Origin of the sequence: Afipia massiliensis (assembly GCF_001006325.2) — a bacterium.
Lineage (GTDB): Bacteria > Pseudomonadota > Alphaproteobacteria > Rhizobiales > Xanthobacteraceae > Afipia > Afipia massiliensis_A.
Window position 1 is genome coordinate 3,686,829 of sequence record NZ_LBIA02000001.1, and the last position, 19,867, is coordinate 3,706,695.

Sequence of the window (19,867 nt, forward strand, 5' to 3'; positions counted from 1 at the left end):
GTCAGCCGTTACATCCCTCACGTCCTTGAATCGCGGCTCAGCCGCTAGTGTCCCGAATCCGAAGTTCGCTTCATTCTGCCGCACGCTCTTTGGCGAACTTCGGATTCGAAAGGACACTAGCAATTATGATTCTAGTGTGGTCTTGGTTCGCAAGTCCGCATGCGGATCACACTGCGGGAATGATGCGGACTTGCGAACCACCACACTAGCTGGAATTGTCATGCGCCCCGAAATCGAACGGTTAGTCGAAGAGATCAAGCAGTCAGTCGGGCTGCTGAGGAGGCATCTTTGACGTCGATGCTGCAACGGCGCGCCTCGCCGAACTGAACGCCCTCGCTGAAGACCCCAATCTCTGGAACGATCCGCAGAAAGCCCAGAAGCTGATGCAGGAGCGGACCGCGCTTGAGGGGCAGCTCACCGGTATCGGCAAGATCGAGCGCGAGCTCGAAGACCAGATCGGCATGATCGAGCTTGGCGAGTCCGAGAACGACGAGGGCGTTGTTCTCGAAGCTGAGAATGCGCTCAAGGCTCTGAAGAAGGATGTTGCGCGTCAGGAGCTGGAAGCCCTGCTGTCCGGCGAAGCGGACAAGTTCAATTCCTATCTTGAAGTCCATGCCGGTGCGGGTGGCACGGAGAGCCAGGACTGGGCCTCGATGCTGCTGCGCATGTATACGCGCTGGGCGGAGAAGCGCGGCTTCAAGGTCGAGTATCTGGAAGAAACGCAGGGTGAAGAAGCCGGCATCAAGTCTGCAACGGTCCAGATTAGCGGCCACAATGCCTATGGCTGGTTGAAGACGGAGGCGGGCGTGCACCGGTTGGTGCGGATATCGCCTTACGATTCGAACGCGCGCCGGCACACGTCGTTTTCGAGCGTGGCGATTTTTCCGGTGGTTGATAATTCGATCAAGATCGATATTGCGGAGTCCGATGTTCGTGTCGACACGATGCGTTCAGGTGGCGCCGGCGGCCAGCACGTCAACAAGACCGAATCCGCGGTGCGTTTGACGCATATTCCGACCGGCGTGGCCGTGGTCTGTCAGGCGGGCCGTTCACAACATAAGAACAAGGCGCAAGCATGGGACATGCTGCGCGCGCGGCTCTACGAAATTGAATTGAAGAAGCGCGAAGAGAAAGCCGCAGCCGATCAGGCCGCCAAGACCGACATCGGCTGGGGGCATCAGATCAGATCTTATGTGTTGCAGCCGTATCAGATGGTGAAGGATCTGCGCACCGGTGTGCAGACGTCCGATACGTCGGGCGTGCTCGACGGCGATCTCGATGATTTCATGGCGGCGACATTGGCGCAGAAGGCATTCGGCACCACGCCGGGCGCGATCGAGGACGTCGACTAGAGTCCTTGATGTGTAGCGTTTTCGTTACATGAGCCGGTGTCCACCTCGCTTGAAAACGCTCCAGACGCAGAACCGGGTTGTCGGGAAGCGGGTGGTTTTGCGCCCGAGCGCCGCGTACTCCTTGCGCCATGACGATCGTGCAAGAGAGACTTCCCGACACTGAATTGCGAATGGACGAGCGCGATTGGTCGCGGCTTGTCCTGCTGTCGGTTCTCTGGGGCGGCACGTTCTTCTTTACCGGCGTGGCGCTGAAGGAATTGCCGCCGCTGACACTGGTGTTCCTGCGGCTGTCGATTGCGACGTTGATCCTGCTGCCGCTGCTCTGGGTCAATGGAATCCGGCTTCCAGCCGGTGTCGCGGGATGGCGCCCCTTTGCGGTGATGGCGCTAATCAACAATGTGATCCCCTTTTCACTGCTCGTCATGGCGCAGACCTACATTCCGAGCGGGATGGCATCGGTTCTGAACGCAACGACGCCGGTTTTCACTGTTCTGGTCGCAGCGGCGTTCGGGGAGGAGAATCTCATCCTCCGGCGCGTTGCGGGCGTGCTGCTCGGCCTGTGCGGCGTCATCATCCTGAAAGGGTATGACTTTGACATCAGTTCGAACCAGAGCATCGGTATCGCGCTCTGCCTTGGGGCCACGATCAGTTTCGGGTTCTCCGCGCTGTGGGCAACGCGGAAGCTGGCCGGCACTCCGCCGATCGGGGCCGCAACGTTTCAACTGATCTCGGCAAGTCTGATGATGGCGGTTCTGGCCAGCATCTTCGATCGCCCCTGGCAGTTGCAAATGCCGGGATTGGTCACATGGCTGGCCATACTCGGTATTGCGTCACTCTCCACCGCGCTGGCGTTTATTCTTTTTTTTCAGATCGTCACGCGCTCCGGCGCGAGCAACGTGATGCTGGTGACGCTTCTTGTTCCCGTCAGCGCAATTCTGCTGGGCTATTTCTTCCTGGGCGAGAGGATCGAGGCACGTGAAATCGTTGGCGCACTCGTTATCGCGAGCGCGCTGCTGGTGATGGATGGGCGCGTCTTTCGCCTGTTCCGCCGGTCCGGAATTGCCTGAACTGAAACTAACCCTGCGTCAGGCGAACGCCCGCGCGAAGGAATTTCTGCGGGTCCACCGCATCGCCGTCGATACGCGTTTCATAATGAAGGTGAGGACCCGTTGACCGGCCGGTCGAGCCGACCGCGCCGATCACATGGCCGATCGTGACATGCTGGCCGACTTTGACGTTGATCTCCGACAGATGCCCATAGCGCGTCGACAGGCCGTTGCCGTGATCAATCTCCACCAGGCGGCCGTAGCCGCCGCTCCATCCTGCAGTGACGATCTTGCCGTTCGCGGTGGCGCGCACCGGATCGCCGGTCGAGCCGCGGAAATCGAGGCCGGTGTGCATCGCCGGACGGCCGAGGAACGGATCGCTACGCACGCCAAAGCCGGACGAGAATTCGACGTTGCCCACAACCGGCTTCCGGTAGGGCACCAGCGACAACGTGCGCGTCAGCTTGTCCACCTGCGCGCGGGTGAGGTTGATGCGGTAGAGCTGCCGTTCGAACGCGCCGGCATCCGACCCGGGCTTTGCGGGTACGAATGGTCCGCCCACGCCGCCTTTCGGGGTAGCAGCTTCCAGTTGCGCCATATCGAGGCCGAGATCGGTGATCACGCCTCGCATGCGGCGCATTCGTGACTCGTAACTGCCTTCGACGGAGCTGAGTGTAGCAGTCTGGCGGCCCTCGACCTTGTCGAGCGCTGTCTGCAGGTTCGACAACACGCTGTCGACGCCCTGAGTTTTCGCAAACTCCGTGCGCGGCTGGGCGACTGCTGGCGTCCGCGATTCGAGCCGGGCCTCGCGATCCGGCGGCGTGACGAAGATCACGGTGTCGTTGATCGGTGACGGCTTGGGCATTCCTGTCGTCGTGCCGGCGTCGGTCGACTGTGGCCCCCGCGAGGTCGGCTTGATCGAGCCGGTCGGAGCGGTGTCAGGCATGGCGTTGAGTGCCGCGGCGCGCGATTCAAGCAGCGCCTGCCGCCGCATGATCTGGTTGAGCTTCTGATCGTATTGCTCCTGATCGAGCAACTGGCGACTGGTGGTGCGATCGACACGTGCGCGTAGTTCCGCGATGCGGTCTTCGTAAGCGTACTGCATCTCGGCCTGGCGTGCGATCAGCCGCGTCAGTACGTCGTCACGGAAAGCGAAGTAGGTCGCCGTCGCCGCGGACCACGCGCCCATGACAACGATCGATCCGGCCACGATCCAGAACACCACCGGCCCGAATCGCACCGCCTTGCCGTGATGGACGATCGTATAGCCGTTGCGATCGGGGCGATGATGCGCCGGGCGTCGCTGCGGCGCCCTTGCATGCTCATGGGCGTGATGTTTGGGGTGATCAGAATAGTGGGCGGAACGGTTCGACATCAGCACTCCCGCGCCGGCCGGAACGGCTCCGGACGGCTCATTTACAGAGGCTGATTTGAACCTTTCATGGTTAATTTTCGGAAAACGGTACTTAGTTGCGGTGCCAGAATCTGAAGTCGCGTGGGGAGGTTAGGTAGCGAACGTCGACGCGCCAGTCCCGCTAGGCGACTCGCGCCGCCGCCAGCACCTCATCGGCATGGCCATCGACCCTGACGTTGCGCCAGATTTTTGCGACTTTGCCGCTGGCGTCGAGCAGAACTGTTGTCCGAATAATCCCCATGAACGTCTTGCCGTACATCGATTTTTCGCCCCATACGCCATAGGCTTTCAGCATCCCGAGCGTCTCATCCGACAGAAGGGGGACCGTCAGTTCGTGCTTGTCGCGAAATCGTTCCTGCGCGGTTACCGGGTCTGCCGAAACTCCGAGAACAGCAGTTTGGGCCGCCGCGAAAGCATTGGCGAGGCGGCTGAAGGCGACAGCTTCGAGGGTGCACCCCGGCGTGTCCGCGCGGGGATAGAAGAAAATCACCAGCTTGCGCCCGGCATAGGTCTTCAGCGACACGAGTTGCCCGCCGTCGCGCGGCAAGGAGAACGCAGGCGCTGGTTTGCCCTCTGTAAGCGTTCCCACCATCCGGACCGGTGTGGTCGCCGGTTTGCCCTTTGTTGCGGATGCAGCAGGCTTTCTGGCCGATGCGGTCTTGGCGCCGGCGCGTTTCGATGTGCTGGCAGCAGATGTTTTTTTTGTTGCCGCAGCTTTCGCCGCCCCCCGTTTGGCCGTGGTTTTTCTGCCAGATTTACCGGCGGCGGATGAGGCCGCTGCCCTGGTGGCAACCCGCTTGGAGGTTTTGGTTTTTCCGCTCCCCGCCGTTGGGCTCGATTTGGACGATTTCTTACGCGTTTTCTTGGACATACGCCTTCCTTTCGTCGCTTTCAGCGGGGTATTTTGGGATTCGCGAGAACCGCGACCAGACCACTAATGCCAACTTCTTCGGCTGGGCAAATTTGACGTCCCCGGGGTATGGTGGATAGCCATTTTATTGAATTTTCGACTCTCTCAGGCCACCGGTCGAACGACGGATAATACAATAAACTAAGACTGGACCTTTAGTCTGGCAGTACTCCGACGGAGCGAGTCTCCAATTTGACGCTTTGACGCCCGGCGGCGCGACCAGGCTGACTATCAATACCGAGAGGCAATGCCGAGATCAGAGCCCCAAAAAGCCTTTGCGAAGGCTGCAGACGAGCACCGGCATTGGGATGATTCCGGATGGAATCACCATGACGCTGCCGCGTGTGACAGGGCGGTCAAACTTCTCAATCGGCCAAGCATCGGAATTCACCGGGTCACAGACTGGTTTCGTGGGTTGCGCCGAGGGATCGCGCGCAGTCGATGGGCCGGACGGACCGCGATTGTCCTGATGTCGGTGAGTCTTATCTTTGCCGCGGCGTTCGGAGCGCTATGGCTGCGGCTTGGTGCCGGCCCGGTAAATCTCGACGTTATGACGCCCTGGCTGGCATCGGCGATCGAAGAGAATCTTGGACACAATCACACCGTTGAAGTTGGAGGCACGCAGATCGAACGTGCCGGCCGGATCAGGATTGCGGTGCGGTTGCGTGACATCGTCGTACGGGATCACGACCGCAACATCGTTGCGAGCGCGCCGAAAGCGGAAGTGCGGCTTTCCGGGATGGCGCTCTTCACCGGGCGGCTTCGCGCTGAAACTCTTCGGCTCGTGGGTGCCGAACTTGCGGTGCGGATCACGCCCGACGGCCGCGTGATTGTTTCGACGGGACAAAGCAACAGCCCGCTCGCGACCGGCAAGGTTCCCGTTAAACCCGCACCGCCGACCGCTACCGGTCCGACACCTTTGCCGTTTCAGGCATCGCCCGCGCCGCCGGCAGTGCCTGCGACATCGGCCGCAGCGTCGAACGGTACGGGAGGGCTGCTTGCCGCGCTTGATTGGCTCGACAGTCTCAGCGCCAACGGTCTTGATGGCCAGAGCCTCAACGAAATTGGATTGCGCAATGGTGTGCTGACGGTCGAGGATCAGCGCAACGGCGGAGTCCTCAACTTCTCGAACATCAGCCTGAGCTTGCGCCGTCCGTTGGGCGGCGGTGTTGCGCTTAGCGTCGGCGAAGAAGGCAAGAACGGCTGGGAGCTCAAGGTCGCGGTCGGTGCGCCGTCCAACGGCGTGCGGTCGATCGAGATCAGCGCCAACAAGGTTCCGACCAACAACCTGCTGCTTGCGGCCCGCTTGAAGGATTTCACCTACGCGGCAGACATGCCGCTCAGCGGCGAGTTCAAGGGCGAGATCGGCCGTGACGGGCTGCCCACCTATTTCAGGGGCGAAATTGTTGCGGGCAAGGGCACTATCGTCGATCTCAACGTGCCCGACTATCCAATGGTGATCGACCACGCCGATGCGCGTGTTGAGTGGGATGCGGGCCGCCGCGTCATGGTGGCGCCGTTTCATGTTTACGCGGGCGCCAACCGCATCACGCTGCTGGCACATCTCGAACCACCCAACGACAGCATCCCGAACTGGCAACTCGGACTCAGCGGCGGAACAATTCTGCTGGCCGGTGAAGCGGGAGAAGCCCCCTCGATCTTCAACCGCATCGCCATTCGCCTCCGGTTCGATACCGAAAACCGGCGCGTACTTTTGACTCAATGCGACATCAGCAACGGCGAGATCGGTGTCGCGGGTTCCGGAAGTCTCGACTATTCGGGCGAGGCGCGGTTGACGCTCGGCATGGCGGCGACGCCGATGCCGGTGACGGTGCTGAAGCGCATCTGGCCCGTCCTGATTGCGCCCGAGGTCCGCGAGTGGGTCACCGAGCGGGTCGATCGTGGAATGGTCCAGCGGCTTGATGTTGCCGTGAATGCGCCAGTCCATACGCTGGTCCGCGGCGGTCCGCCGATCCCTGACGATGGGCTGTCGGTGAATTTCCTGGCGAGCGGCCTGACCATCAAGCCAGTCGATGACATGCCGTTGGTTCGCGATGCCGACATGAAGGGTCGTGTCAGCGGCCGCACGGTCAACATCAACGTCGGGCAGGGCGCGGTCGATACGCCGGCGGGTAGACGGCTCAACATTTCCGACCTGACGTTCGAGGTGCCGGATCTTGCGCCGAAACCCGCGCCGACCAAGGTGCGCTTCCGGATTGATGGTCCGGTTCCGGCGGCAGCCGAAGTCCTGCAATCGGAGAGGCTGCGCGAAGCCGGCGATACGGCAATCGATCCCAATTCGAGCAAAGGAACGGTTTCCGCGATTGTCACGCTGGCGATGCCTCTGAAGAATGCGTTGACCAAGGCGGATACGACTTACTCCATCAACCTCGATCTTGGCGCGCTGGCCGTCGACAAGCTCGCAATGAACCAGAAGCTTGAGGCAAACTCGCTGAAGGTGGTTGCCGATAATCAGGGGTATCGTGTGAAGGGCGACGTCAAGATCGGCGGGCAACCAGCGGCACTCGACTATCGCAAGAACAATGAAGGCGATGCCGACGTGCGCGTTTCGGCAACCCTTGACGATGCGGCCCGCGCGCGCTTAGGCGTCGATCTGGGATCGAGCCTGAGCGGCGCCATTCCGATCAAGCTGACCGGGAAGATCGCCGGCGGCGAGGGGGATAACCGCGACAATCGCTTTGGCGTCGAGGCCGACCTCACAGCCGCGCGCATCGACAACCTGCTGCCCGGCTGGATCAAGGTTGCGGGCAAGACGACCAAGATGACCTTCAACGTCGTGCAGAAGCCTCAAGGCACGCGCTTCGAGGATATCGTCGTCGAAGGCAGTGGGACACTGATCAAGGGTTCGCTGGAGGTCGATGACAAGAACGATCTCGTCAGTGTGTCCTTCCCGACGTTTTCGCCGTCGGAAGGCGACAAGGCGAACCTGAAGGCCGAGCGGCTGCCGGACGGAATGCTCAAGGTTACGATGCGGGGTGAGGTGTTCGACGGCCGCGGCTTCATCAAGAGCGCGATGTCGGGCAGGGACCAGAACACCAAGGAAAAATCCAAGAATTTTGACATCGATATCGACGCCAAGCTCGGTGCGCTGGCGGGTTTCTACGGCGAGGCGGTCCGCAGCATAGATCTGAAACTCACGCGCCGCGCCGGAGCGATCAGATCGTTCTCGCTCAGCGGCAAGCTGGGGCGTGACACGCCGGTGATCGGGGACCTGCGTGGACGTGCACAGGGGCGTGACGTGATGTATCTCGAGACCAGCGACGCAGGCGCGTTCTTCCGTTTCACCGACACCTACGCGAAGATGAATGGCGGCAAGATGTGGCTGGCTGTCGATCCGCCGACGTCGGATACGGCACCCCAGGAGGGACTGCTGAACGTTCGCGACTTTGTTATCAAAGGCGAGGCCGCGCTTGACCGGGCTGTCGCCAATGCGCCGGGCGCAAATTCGCAGGGCGTTGGTTTTTCCGGCATGCGCGCGGAGTTTACGCGCCAGAGCGGCCAGCTACGGGTGAAGGACGGCGTGCTTCGCGGCCCGACGATCGGTGCGACTATCGAAGGGTTCATCGACTATCCCGTCAATCAGGTGAAGATGAGCGGCACCTTCGTTCCGCTCTATGGTCTGAACAATATGTTCGGGCAGATTCCGATCGTCGGCCTGTTCCTTGGCGGCGGCAGCAATGAAGGCCTGATCGGCATTACATATGAGGTAGTCGGAACACCCGGCGCGCCTGTTTTGCGGGTCAATCCGATTTCGGCCATGGCGCCCGGCGTATTCCGCAAGATCTTCGATTTCAACACCGGCAGGCAAAGCGCCCCAGCGGATTTTGCGACCCCCAACCAGCAATGAGCGCATTTCAGATTCAGGATCCCGACTACGAAGCGCGGGTGCGGAAGACGTTCGCGGGTCAAATGGCTTTGGCCACGCTTGGAGTAACGCTGACCAGGATCGAGCCGGGAACGCTTGAACTACAGATGCCGTACGATGTGAGGTTCTCGCAGCAGAACGGCTTCCTGCACGGCGGTATCGTCTCCGCTGGACTGGATACCGCGTGCGGGCTGGCGTCTTACACGCTGATGCCCGCGCAGGCGGATATCCTCACCGTCGAGTTCAAGATCAACCTGCTGGCGCCTGCCAAAGGCCAGACGTTCCGTTTCGTCGGCAATGTTGTGAAGCCGGGCCGCACGCTTGTCATCGCGGAAGGCCGCGCCTTCGCCAGCGACGATGGCCGCGAAAAATTGGTGGCCACGATGTCGGCCACCATGATGACCATGCTCCGCCGGGGTTAGCCAAAGCTAGCGGCGCGCTTTCTAAACGGGCTTCAGGAGCACGTGCTTTTTGCGCCCCATCGAGAGCTTCACCACGCCTTCCGACGTCAGATCCTTCGGCGTCAGGTTCATTTTCTCATCGGTAACCGGCGCATCGTTGACACGCAGGCCGCCGCCTTTGATCTGACGGCGCGCCTCGCCATTCGACGCCACAAGACCAGCCTTAACGAACAGTCCCAGCGCCGGCGCACCGGCCTCAAACTCGGCGCGTGAGATTTCCAGCGTCGGCAGGTCACCGGCGATAGTGCCTTCCTCGAAGGTCTTTCGCGCCGTCTCCGATGCCGCATCCGCAGCTTCGCGTCCGCGAATGAGTGCCGTCGCTTCGGTTGCAAGGATCTTCTTCGCCTCGTTGATGTCCTGTCCCTTGAGTGCCGCGAGCTTCGCGATCTCATCCATCGGCAGAAGCGTGAACAGCTTCAGAAAGCGTTCGACGTCCGCGTCTTCGGTGTTGCGCCAAAACTGCCAGTAGTCGTAGTTGCTCAGCAGGTCAGCGTTCAGCCAGACCGCGCCCGCAGCGGTCTTGCCCATCTTCGCGCCCGAGGAGGTCGTCAGCAGAGGACACGTCAACGCGTAGAGTTGGTGCGTTCCCATGCGGCGTCCGAGATCGATACCGTTGACGATGTTGCCCCACTGGTCGGAGCCGCCCATCTGCAGGTTGCATCCGTAACGACGCGAGAGTTCTACGTAATCATAGGACTGCAAGATCATGTAGTTGAATTCGATGAATGACAGTTCCTGCTCTCGCTCCAGTCGCATCCTCACCGAATCCATGGTCAGCATGCGGTTGATCGAGAAATGCCGGCCGACGTCGCGGAGCATTTCGATGTAATTCAGCGTGGTCAGCCATTCCGCGTTGTCGGCCATTACCGCATCGCTTTTGCCTGCGCCGAACCGGATCAGCTTCGTGAAGGTTCCCTTGATGCTTTCCTTGTTGGCATCGATCTGCTCGTAGGTCAGAAGCTTACGCGTCTCGTCGCGGCCGGACGGATCGCCGACCCGGGTGGTGCCGCCGCCCATGAGCACGATCGGCTTGTTGCCGGTCTGCTGGAGCCAGTGCAGCATCATGATCGACAGCAGGTGCCCGACATGCAGGGACGAGGCCGTGCAGTCGTATCCGATGTAGGCTGTCACATCGCCCTTGTCGGCAAGGGCATCGAGACCGGCGGCATCCGACATCTGGTGGATGAAACCGCGGCTCTGAAGGACATTGAGGAAATCGGACTTGTAGGCGCTCATGGAGGCACTCTTTGACGATTGAGCTATTTAGCATTTTGTTTGGGCCTGTGGTGTATCAGGTCCGGCGTCGGATTCAACCAAGCGCGTATTCGGGCTTTGCGGCCAGAATGCGAACAAAACAATGAATGCGGGCATTTTGGCCGAAGGAGACGCTCTTGCTGAAGGCGATTGGGCTGATGAGCGGGACATCTCTCGATGGCGTCGATGTCGCCCTGATCGAGACGGATGGTGAGCGTATCGGGACGTTCGGCCCGACGTCTTATCGCGCCTATAGCGACTGTGAACGCGTTTTGCTGAGGCAGGCGCTTGCCGATGCCGTATCTGTCATCGAACGCGATGCACGGCCCGGCGCGCTGATGGACGCGGAGTTGCTGGTCACGCGCGCACATGCAGAAGCAATCGAGAATTTTCTGAAGGCCCATAATCTGTCTCGCGACGCCATCGATGTCGTCGGCTTTCACGGCCAGACGGTGCTGCATCGTCCGGATCAGAAACTGACGGTGCAGATCGGCGACGGTCATGCGTTGGCCAAGGCACTTGGCTTGCCGGTGGTGTTCGATCTGCGCGCCGCCGACGTTGCCGCAGGCGGGCAGGGCGCGCCGTTGGTGCCGGTGTATCACCGCGCATTGGTGCGGCTGTTGAACAGCACAGGACCGGCGATGGTCGTGAACATCGGCGGCGTCGCCAACATCACATATATCGACGGCGAGACATTGATCGCCTGCGACACTGGACCCGGCAATGCGCCGCTCGACGATTTCATGCTGCGCAGGACAGGCGAGGCGGTGGATCGCGACGGCCGAACGGCAGCCAGAGGGCGTGCCGATCAGGATTGGATCGCGCGTGCATTGAGCCGCCCCTTCTTCACAACGCCACCACCGAAATCACTCGATCGCAATGATTTCGCAGCGCTGAGTGTTGAGGGCATGAGCACGGAGGATGGCGCGGCTACCCTGACGGCATTTACGGCTGCCTCGATCGCGATGATTGCGCCGACGTTGCCAAAGCTACCCGCGAACTGGATTGTCGTTGGCGGAGGTGCCAGCAATCCGACCTTGATGCGGATGCTGGGCCAGCGCGTCGCGCCCGCGTCCATGATACGGGGCACCGATCTCGGCTGGTCAGGAGATGCGGTCGAGGCCCAGGCCTTTGCCTACATGGCCGTCCGCAGCCTCAAGGGCTTGCCGCTGACATTTCCGGGAACCACAGGCGTAACCGCACCACTGACGGGTGGCGTGCTCGCGAAACCGTGACTTCATGCATCTGCATGGATCTTGACAAGTTTCATGCACTCGCATTTATTTGCATACAAGTGCATAGAAGGAAGATTCCCGATGCTGGTCGCCGAACTTATTCTCGCAGTTCAAATCATTCGCGACGGCGTGTGGCGCTATGTGCGCCAGACAGCGTCGAATGTCGAAAGTGATCGACCGCCGCCGTGCTCGCATCAGTGGAGGAAGACGTCATGAGCGAGAAGCTCAAGCTCATTAGCCACAAGCTCTGCCCTTATGTGCAGCGTGCGGTGATCTCCTTGACGGAGAAAGGCGTGCCGTTCGAGCGGATCGACATTGATCTCGACAACAAGCCCGATTGGTTCCTGAAGATTTCGCCGCTCGGCAAGGTGCCGGTGCTTCAGGTTGGCGACAAGGTTGTTTTTGAATCTGCGGTCATTCTCGAATATCTCGAAGAAACCCAGCCCAAGCCATTGCACCCGAAGGACCCGCTCACCCGCGCCGAACATCGCGCGTGGATGGAGTTCGGCTCGGCGGTGTTGGCGGATATCTGGGGGCTGGAAACGGCCACCGATGAGGCAGCGTTCAACGTCAAGGTGAAGCAGGCAACTGAAAAATTTGCGCGGCTTGAATTGCGACTCGTCGCGGCACCATGGTTTGACGGCGAATCCTTCTCGCTGGTCGATGCAGTGTTCGCACCGGTGTTCCGTTATTTCGATACGTTCGATGAAATCGGCGATTTCGGCATTCTCGCCGACAAGCCGAAGATCGCACGCTGGCGCAAGAGTCTGCGCGAACGGCCCTCAGTGGTCGCAGCCGTGAACGCCGAGTATCCGGCGCTGCTGCGGGCCTTCATGAAGAAGCACAGGTCGTATCTTTCCCAACTGGACCAGCGTGCTGCTGCTTAAAGGCGCAGGTTCAGTAATGAAAATGGCGCGGAACGATCCCTCGTCCGCGCCATTTTGTTTGGAAAAGATCGCTTCGTTAGCGGACGTTGGCGAGCCGCATGTCGAGATAGGACGTCACCGATTCCATCAGCGGCTCCATCTTGTCGACGAAGAAGTGGTTGGCGCCGGGAATGACCTGCTGATCGATCACGATTCCCTTTTGCGTCTTGAGCTTCTCGACCAGGGTCGTGACGTCCTTCGCCGGCGCCACGATGTCCTTGTCGCCATGAACGATCAGGCCGGACGAGGGGCAGGGCGCGAGGAACGAGAAGTCGTAACGGTTGGGCTCAGGCGCGATCGAGATGAAGCCTTCGACCTCGGGACGGCGCATCAGAAGCTGCATGCCGATCCATGCGCCAAACGAGAAGCCGGCAACCCAGCAGGCGCGCGCCTCGGGATTGATGGTCTGTGCCCAGTCGAGCGCCGACGCCGCATCCGACAACTCGCCGGTGCCGTGATCGAATTGCCCCTGGCTGCGGCCGACGCCGCGGAAGTTGAAGCGCAGCACGGAGAAGCCGCGCGCCACGAACGCGTAATAGACCTGATACACGATCGGATGGTTCATGTTGCCCTGAAACTGCGGATGCGGATGCAGCACCATCGCAATCGGCGCGTTCTTTTGCTTCGCCGGGTGGTAGCGGCCTTCAAGACGGCCGGCAGGGCCGGTGAAAATGACCTCAGGCATCAAAATTCCTTTGAAGCGTCGTTGTGCGGGCCGGTTGGCCGATGCAAACGATGTGTCTCTCGAGTGTTCTCATGCGCGCGGCACGGCGCGATGAACGGGTGCCGCGTTCTAGCATGGGGCAAGGGGCAAAAAGCAAGCATATTGAGCCTGCAGGGACTATCTAGGGGGCGCAGATTGCTGATTATTTTCATGCAATTGTGGGGTAAAGCGCCCAGCGGATCGGACGGGATTGTCAGACATCATGCGTGAACGCGTCTATCTCGACTGGAATGCGACGACGCCGCTGCGGCCGGAAGCGCGCGCGGCGATGGCGGCTGCGTTCGATGTCAGCGGCAATCCATCGTCGGTGCACAGCGAGGGCCGCGCCGCCCGAAGGCTTGTCGAGGATGCGCGTGCGGCTGTGGCTGAAGCGGTCGGCGCCGATCTGCGGAACGTCATTTTCACCTCGGGAGGTACGGAGGCGAACGCGCTGGCGCTGACGCCGGCGTTGCACCAAAGCGGCGGGGAACCGGTGCAGCGGCTGATCGTCTCGGCCATCGAGCATCCGTCGGTGCTCGCGGGCGGTCGATTCGCGCAGGGCGCGGTCGAGATCGCGCCGGTGCTGCCCTCGGGCGTGATCGACCTGGAGAGCCTCGCCGCGTTGCTGGCAGGCGGACCTCCGGCGCTGGTCTCGATCATGCTGGCGAACAACGAGACCGGGGCGATCCAACCAGTCTCCGAGGTGGCTGCGCTGGTTCATGAGGCCGGAAACCTGCTGCATGTGGATGCGGTTCAGGCGCTTTCAAAAATACCCATCAAGGCTCTCGGGGCCGATATTCTCACGATTTCTGCGCACAAGATCGGCGGTCCCAAGGGGATCGGAGCAGTCGCTGTCGCCGCCGGGGTCGAAGGACTGTATGCGCTGGTCAGGGGCGGCGGTCAGGAGCAGGGCCGCCGGGCCGGAACCGAGAATGTGCCGGGAATCGCGGGCTTTGGAGCCGCGGTGAGGGCCGGCGTGGCGTCGATAGACGTGGACGCATCCCGGATGAAGTCGCTTCAGGCGCGGCTAGAAACGGGCCTCAGGAACCATCCGGGCACCGTAATTTTCTCGGATGCCGTATCGAGGCTACCCAACACTACGCTGGTTTCGGCTCCGGGCCTGAAGGCGGAAACCGCTGTGATCGGCTTCGATCTGGAGGGCATTGCGGTATCGTCGGGATCTGCGTGTTCCTCGGGCAAGGTCCAGCCCTCCCATGTCCTGCAGGCGATGAAGGCCGATCCGGCGCTCCTGCAGGGAGCTATTCGCTTCAGTCTGGGCTGGGACACCACCGAAGCAGACATAGATCGGTGTCTTGAGGCTTGGATAAAGCTCTCAGGTGTATTAGGTAAAGCGCATGCAATCGGGCTTGAACGGTTCTAACCTTCACGCGATGCGTGTACTCAAGTCTGATACAACTTAAGCGGTCCACCGCGGTCCTTGAAACCGCGAGCGGAGGATTGAAATGCCGGCTGTACAAGAGACGGTCGATCGGGTTCGCCAGATCGACGTCGATCAATATCGTTATGGATTCGAAACCATCATTGAATCCGAGAAGGCCCCGAAAGGGCTTTCCGAAGACACCGTCCGATTCATCTCCGCGAAGAAGAACGAACCGGAGTGGATGCTGGAATGGCGTCTTGAAGCGTATCGCCGCTGGCTGACGATGGAAGAGCCGACCTGGGCACGCGTCAATTATCCGAAGATCGACTATCAGGACCTCTATTACTATTCCGCGCCGAAGAAGAACGCGCTGGCCTCGCTCGACGAGGTCGATCCGGAAATTCTGAAGACCTACGAGAAGCTCGGCATTCCGCTGCGCGAGCAGGAGATGCTGGCCGGCGTCGTGCGCCCTGAAGGTGAGCGCCGCGTGGCCGTCGATGCCGTGTTCGACTCGGTGTCTGTTGCGACGACGTTCCAGGCCGAGCTGAAGGCAGCCGGCGTGATCTTCATGCCGATCTCGGAAGCGATCCGCGAGCATCCCGATCTGGTGAAGAAATATCTCGGTACCGTGGTGCCGACTTCGGACAACTATTTCGCGACGCTGAACTCTGCTGTGTTCTCCGACGGCTCGTTCGTTTACGTGCCGCCGGGTGTGAAATGCCCGATGGAATTGTCGACCTATTTCCGCATCAATGAGCGCAACACCGGCCAGTTCGAGCGCACGCTGATCATCGCCGACAAGGGCTCATACGTCAGCTATCTCGAAGGTTGCACCGCGCCGCAGCGCGACGAGAACCAGTTGCACGCCGCCGTGGTCGAACTCGTCACCCATGACGATGCCGAGATCAAGTACTCGACGGTTCAGAACTGGTATCCGGGAAACTCGGAAGGCAAGGGCGGCATCTACAACTTCGTCACCAAGCGTGGTGACTGCCGTGGCAAGAATTCCAAGATTTCGTGGACGCAGGTCGAGACCGGCTCCGCGATCACCTGGAAGTATCCGAGCTGCATCCTGCGCGGCGACAACTCGCGCGGCGAGTTCTATTCGATCGCGATTTCGAACGGCTACCAACAGGTCGATTCCGGCACCAAGATGATTCATCTGGGCAAGAACACGACCAGCCGCATCATCTCGAAGGGTATCGCGGCCGGCGTTTCGCAGAACACCTATCGCGGTCTCGTCACCGCCCATCGCAAGGCAACCGGCGCGCGTAACTTCACCGCGTGCGACTCGCTGCTGATCGGCGACAAATGCGGCGCGCACACCGTGCCGTATATCGAAGCCAAGAATTCATCGGCGCTGTTCGAGCACGAAGCGACCACGTCGAAGATTTCCGAAGACATGCTGTTCTATTGCGTGCAGCGCGGACTAAGCCAGGAAGAAGCCGTGGCGCTGGTCGTCAACGGTTTCGTCAAGGATGTGCTGCAGCAATTGCCGATGGAATTTGCGGTCGAGGCTCAGAAGCTGATTTCGATCTCGCTGGAAGGAAGTGTTGGATGACCGCGTTACTGCAAGTCAAAGGCCTCAAGGTTCAGGTGGAAGATAACGAGATCCTTCATGGTCTCGACCTCACCGTGAATCAGGGCGAAGTTCATGCAATCATGGGGCCGAACGGCTCCGGAAAATCGACGCTGAGCCATGTCATTGCCGGCAAGCCCGGTTACGATGTCACCGCTGGCGAAATCCTGTTCAAGGGCGAAGACGTTCTGGAGATGGCGCCGGATGAGCGCGCCGCCAAGGGCGTGTTCCTGGCGTTCCAGTATCCGGTGGAAATTCCCGGCGTCACCACCATGAACTTCCTGCGCACCGCTTTGAATGCCCAGCGCAAGGCGCGCGGCGAAGCCGAGCTTCTGGTTCCTGATTTTCTGAAGAAGGTGCGTTCCGTCGCGGACTCGCTCAACATTCCGATGGATATGTTGAAGCGCGGCGTCAACGTCGGCTTCTCTGGTGGCGAGAAGAAGCGCAACGAGATTTTGCAGATGGCGCTGTTCCAGCCGAGCTTGTGCATCCTCGATGAAATGGATTCCGGTCTCGACATCGACGCACTGCGTGTCGCCGCCGACGGCGTCAACGCGCTGCGCTCGAAGGATCGCGCGATGGTTGTCATCACGCACTATCAGCGGCTGCTGAACTATATCACCCCGGACTTCGTCCACGTGATGTCGAAGGGGCGCGTCGTGAAGAGCGGCGGCAAGGAACTGGCGCTGGAGCTGGAAGAGTCCGGTTACGCCCAGTTCGAAGACAAGGCAGCGTAAGCGGGTCCATCATGAACGTTGCATTGGTTAAGCCCACGACGGACCATGCGCTCGGCGAACTGTTCGCCGCGGCGCGCGGCCGTCTGCCCGGATCGGGCACCGTTGCCGAAGTCCGGCAGAATGCTTTCGACGACTTTGCGCGTCGCGGCCTGCCGCACCGGCGCATCGAGGAATGGAAATACACCGACCTGCGCGCCTTGCTGCGTGAGGTCGCGCCACTGGCGCCTGCGCCGGATCAGGCAGATCTTGTGCGCGCTGCGAAAGCGATCAAGTCGCTCGGCATCGATGGCACGCAGAAGCTGGTTCTCGTCGACGGCGTGTTCGCGCCGCAACTGTCGGATGTGACGGTGCTCGAAGCGGGCGTTCACGTGAAGGCGTTGCGCGAGGTTCTGGAAGATAACGACAACAAGGTGCGCGCGGATCTGCTGATGACCAGCGTTGCGTCGGATGCGATGATTTCGCTGAACGCCGCGCTGGCAACGGACGGGGTCGTGATCGACGTGGCCGAAGGCGCCGCGCTCGCAAAGCCGATTCATATCGTTCACGTGGCGACCGATTCAGGCACGTCGCTTGTCACGCGCTCCCTGCTGAAGATCGGGAAGGGCGCGCGCGCGACATTCGTCGAGAGCTTCGTTGCAGCGGAGGGTGCTGCATCCTACCAGACTCACGACTCTGTCGTGATCTGGATTGGTGACGATGCTGAGCTTCAGCATGTCCGCCTGATGGAAGACGCGCTTGACGCCGCCCACATCTCGACCAGCATCGTAACCATCGGCGCCAAAGCGAAGCTCAACACATTCAACCTGACGAATGGCGGCAACGTCAGCCGCTATCAGGGCTTCATCACGTTCGCCGGCGAAGGCAGCGAGCTGACCACGAACGGCGTCAACCTGCTCGGCGCTCGTCGGCATGGCGATACTACGCTTGTGGTCGATCATGCGGTCCCGCACTGCACGAGCCGCGAGGTGTTCCGCGCGGTTCTCGATGATCGCGCCCATTCGGTGTTTCAGGGCCGCATCATTGTGCGCCCCGACGCGCAGAAGACCGACGGCAAGATGATGACCCGTGCTCTGTTGCTGTCTGACGAGGCCGAAGCATCCAACAAGCCGGAGCTGGAGATCTTCGCGGACGACGTGACCTGCGGTCACGGCGCGACCACGGGAGCGCTGGACGAGAGTCTGTTGTTCTACCTGCGCGCGCGCGGCTTGCCTGAGAAGGAAGCGCAGGCACTTCTGATCGCAGCTTTCGTCGGCGAGGCCATTGAGTCGATCGTGGATGACAATCTTCGCGACTTCGCGATCGCCGCGGCCGAGCGATGGCTGGCGACGCGAGGCTGATCATGCATCCGGCAGTAGCCAATGGCTCATATGATGTGGAGCGCGTCCGGCAGGATTTTCCGGCGCTCGCGCTGAAAGTCTATGGCAAGCCGCTGGTGTACCTCGACAACGCGGCCTCGGCGCAGAAGCCGAACGCCGTGCTTGACCGCATGATGGAAGCCTACAAGTCCGAATACGCCAACGTCCATCGCGGCCTGCACTATCTCGCCAACGCGGCGACGGACGCCTACGAGGGCGGCCGGACCAAAGTTGCGCAGTTCATTAACGCGAAGCGCAACGAAGAGATCATCTTCACACGCAATGCCACTGAGGCCATCAACCTCGTGGCGTCGTCATGGGGTGAGCCGAACATCAAGGCAGGCGACGAGATCGTGCTCTCGATCATGGAGCATCACTCGAACATCGTGCCGTGGCATTTCCTGCGCGAGCGATACGGAGCGGTCATCAAGTGGGCGCCGGTCGATGATGAAGGCAACTTCCTGATCGACGAGTTCGAAAAGCTGCTGACGGCGAAGACCAAGCTCGTCGCCATCACGCAGATGTCGAATGCGCTCGGCACCGTCGTGCCGGTCAAGGACGTCGTGAAGCTCGCGCATGCGCGTGGCATTCCGGTGCTGGTCGACGGCAGCCAGGCGGCCGTGCATATGGCCATCGACGTGCAGGACATCGATTGCGATTTCTATGTCTTCACCGGTCACAAGCTCTACGGGCCGACCGGGATCGGCGTGTTGTACGCAAAGTATGATCACCTCGTTGCGATGCGCCCTTACAATGGCGGCGGCGAAATGATCCGCGAGGTCGCGAAGGACTGGGTGACCTACGGCGATCCGCCGCACAAGTTCGAGGCCGGCACGCCGGCCATCGTCGAATCGATCGGGCTCGGTGCAGCGATCGACTATGTGAATTTGATCGGCAAGGACCGTATCGCCAGGCATGAACACGATCTGCTGACCTATGCGACCGACCGGCTGCGCGAGATCAATTCGCTCCGCATTATAGGTACGGCGAAGGGCAAGGGTCCGGTCATCTCTTTCGAAATGACCGGTGCACACCCACATGATGTGGCGACGGTCATCGACCGTGGCGGGATCGCGGTCCGGGCAGGCACCCATTGTGTCATGCCACTTCTGGAGCGATTCAACGTGACGGCGACGTGCCGTGCCTCATTTGGCATGTATAATACGCGCGCTGAAGTCGATCAGTTGGCGCAGGCGCTTATCAAGGCGCGGGAGCTATTCTCATGAACGACACCATCCAGACGGCCGAACCGGCGGCCCTGAAATTCGATACCCAGTCGGCGCTTCCTCCCGAGGAAACCGAGCGGCTCGGCACGGATATCGTGGCCGCGCTGAAGACCGTGTTCGACCCCGAAATCCCGGCGGACATCTACGAACTCGGCCTGATCTACAAGGTCGACATCAAGGACGACCGCTCCGTGGACGTACAGATGACGCTGACGACGCCGAATTGCCCGGCTGCAGGCGAATTGCCCACCATGGTGGAGAATGCCGTGGCCAGTGTCGCGGGCGTTGGCCCTGTCAGCGTCGCCGTTGTCTGGGAGCCGACCTGGACCCCCGACCGGATGTCAGACGAGGCGCGCCTCGTCCTCAACATGTGGTGATTTGAAGTACCGACTCGGCATGTAA

General features: G+C 60.8%; 16 protein-coding genes. 12 read left to right on the forward strand and 4 right to left on the reverse strand.

Annotated features, from left to right (window positions below; all coding sequences use genetic code 11):
• Positions 1-220: 220 nt before the first annotated feature.
• Together prfB and YH63_RS17865 are read left to right on the forward strand one after the other, a co-directional pair.
• Positions 221-1,352, forward strand: a protein-coding gene (gene prfB, locus YH63_RS17860) for a peptide chain release factor 2 (protein WP_137325239.1) whose coding sequence is annotated in 2 segments (ribosomal slippage) — positions 221-289 and positions 291-1,352 — 1,131 coding nt in all. Because the reading frame shifts where the segments join, the coding sequence is not laid out codon by codon here.
• Positions 1,353-1,522: 170 nt separating this feature from the next.
• Positions 1,523-2,419, forward strand: a complete 897-nt coding sequence (locus tag YH63_RS17865; RefSeq protein ID WP_246658080.1) for a DMT family transporter — start codon at positions 1,523-1,525, stop codon at positions 2,417-2,419.
• Positions 2,420-2,426: 7 nt separating this feature from the next.
• Here the strand turns inward: YH63_RS17865 and YH63_RS17870 are convergent, their stop codons facing one another.
• A complete protein-coding gene (locus YH63_RS17870; protein ID WP_046826441.1) occupies positions 2,427-3,773 on the reverse strand; it encodes a peptidoglycan DD-metalloendopeptidase family protein in 1,347 nt (448 codons plus the stop codon).
• A gap of 160 nt (positions 3,774-3,933) precedes the next feature.
• On the reverse strand, positions 3,934-4,683 hold the full coding sequence (locus YH63_RS17875) for a peroxiredoxin (RefSeq protein WP_083992527.1): 750 nt from the start codon (positions 4,681-4,683) through the stop codon (positions 3,934-3,936).
• Between the two features lie 286 nt (positions 4,684-4,969).
• Here YH63_RS17875 and YH63_RS17880 point away from each other — a divergent pair, with 286 nt between their 5' ends.
• Positions 4,970-8,590 (forward strand): YhdP family protein, encoded by a 3,621-nt coding sequence (locus tag YH63_RS17880; RefSeq protein WP_137325240.1) that lies wholly within the window; start codon positions 4,970-4,972, stop codon positions 8,588-8,590.
• Positions 8,587-9,030 carry a PaaI family thioesterase gene (locus tag YH63_RS17885; protein WP_046826437.1) on the forward strand — a complete coding sequence of 148 codons (444 nt, stop codon included), beginning with the start codon at positions 8,587-8,589 and terminating at the stop codon, positions 9,028-9,030. The genes YH63_RS17880 and YH63_RS17885 overlap by 4 nt, the downstream gene beginning before the upstream one ends.
• Before the next feature lie 21 nt (positions 9,031-9,051).
• Here the strand turns inward: YH63_RS17885 and tyrS are convergent, their stop codons facing one another.
• Positions 9,052-10,305 (reverse strand): tyrosine--tRNA ligase, encoded by a 1,254-nt coding sequence (tyrS, locus tag YH63_RS17890; RefSeq protein WP_046826436.1) that lies wholly within the window; start codon positions 10,303-10,305, stop codon positions 9,052-9,054.
• A 155-nt stretch (positions 10,306-10,460) separates the two neighbouring features.
• Here tyrS and YH63_RS17895 point away from each other — a divergent pair, with 155 nt between their 5' ends.
• Both YH63_RS17895 and YH63_RS17900 read left to right on the forward strand, forming a co-directional pair.
• Positions 10,461-11,558 carry an anhydro-N-acetylmuramic acid kinase gene (locus YH63_RS17895; RefSeq protein WP_046829420.1) on the forward strand — a complete coding sequence of 366 codons (1,098 nt, stop codon included), beginning with the start codon at positions 10,461-10,463 and terminating at the stop codon, positions 11,556-11,558.
• Between the two features lie 212 nt (positions 11,559-11,770).
• Complete coding sequence (locus tag YH63_RS17900) at positions 11,771-12,445, forward strand: glutathione S-transferase family protein (protein WP_046826435.1); 675 nt, start codon at positions 11,771-11,773, stop codon at positions 12,443-12,445.
• Between the two features lie 76 nt (positions 12,446-12,521).
• Here the strand turns inward: YH63_RS17900 and YH63_RS17905 are convergent, their stop codons facing one another.
• Positions 12,522-13,169, reverse strand: coding sequence for an alpha/beta hydrolase (locus YH63_RS17905; RefSeq protein WP_006020406.1), 648 nt, complete (start codon positions 13,167-13,169; stop codon positions 12,522-12,524).
• A gap of 241 nt (positions 13,170-13,410) precedes the next feature.
• Between YH63_RS17905 and YH63_RS17910 the strand changes: the two genes are divergently transcribed.
• From YH63_RS17910 to YH63_RS17935, 6 genes are all read left to right on the forward strand, one after another.
• Positions 13,411-14,568, forward strand: a complete 1,158-nt coding sequence (locus YH63_RS17910; protein WP_046826434.1) for a cysteine desulfurase family protein — start codon at positions 13,411-13,413, stop codon at positions 14,566-14,568.
• A gap of 82 nt (positions 14,569-14,650) precedes the next feature.
• Positions 14,651-16,129 carry a Fe-S cluster assembly protein SufB gene (gene sufB, locus YH63_RS17915; RefSeq protein ID WP_046826433.1) on the forward strand — a complete coding sequence of 493 codons (1,479 nt, stop codon included), beginning with the start codon at positions 14,651-14,653 and terminating at the stop codon, positions 16,127-16,129.
• The gene (sufC, locus tag YH63_RS17920; RefSeq protein WP_046826432.1) at positions 16,126-16,884 is read left to right on the forward strand and encodes a Fe-S cluster assembly ATPase SufC; all 759 of its coding nucleotides are present in this window, start codon (positions 16,126-16,128) and stop codon (positions 16,882-16,884) included. Before sufB ends, sufC begins: the two co-directional genes overlap by 4 nt.
• A gap of 11 nt (positions 16,885-16,895) precedes the next feature.
• The gene (gene sufD / locus YH63_RS17925; RefSeq protein ID WP_046826431.1) at positions 16,896-18,221 is read left to right on the forward strand and encodes a Fe-S cluster assembly protein SufD; all 1,326 of its coding nucleotides are present in this window, start codon (positions 16,896-16,898) and stop codon (positions 18,219-18,221) included.
• On the forward strand, positions 18,218-19,465 hold the full coding sequence (locus YH63_RS17930; RefSeq protein WP_170978753.1) for a cysteine desulfurase: 1,248 nt from the start codon (positions 18,218-18,220) through the stop codon (positions 19,463-19,465). The genes sufD and YH63_RS17930 overlap by 4 nt, the downstream gene beginning before the upstream one ends.
• Positions 19,462-19,842, forward strand: coding sequence for an SUF system Fe-S cluster assembly protein (locus tag YH63_RS17935; protein ID WP_046826429.1), 381 nt, complete (start codon positions 19,462-19,464; stop codon positions 19,840-19,842). The genes YH63_RS17930 and YH63_RS17935 overlap by 4 nt, the downstream gene beginning before the upstream one ends.
• Positions 19,843-19,867: the final 25 nt, after the last annotated feature.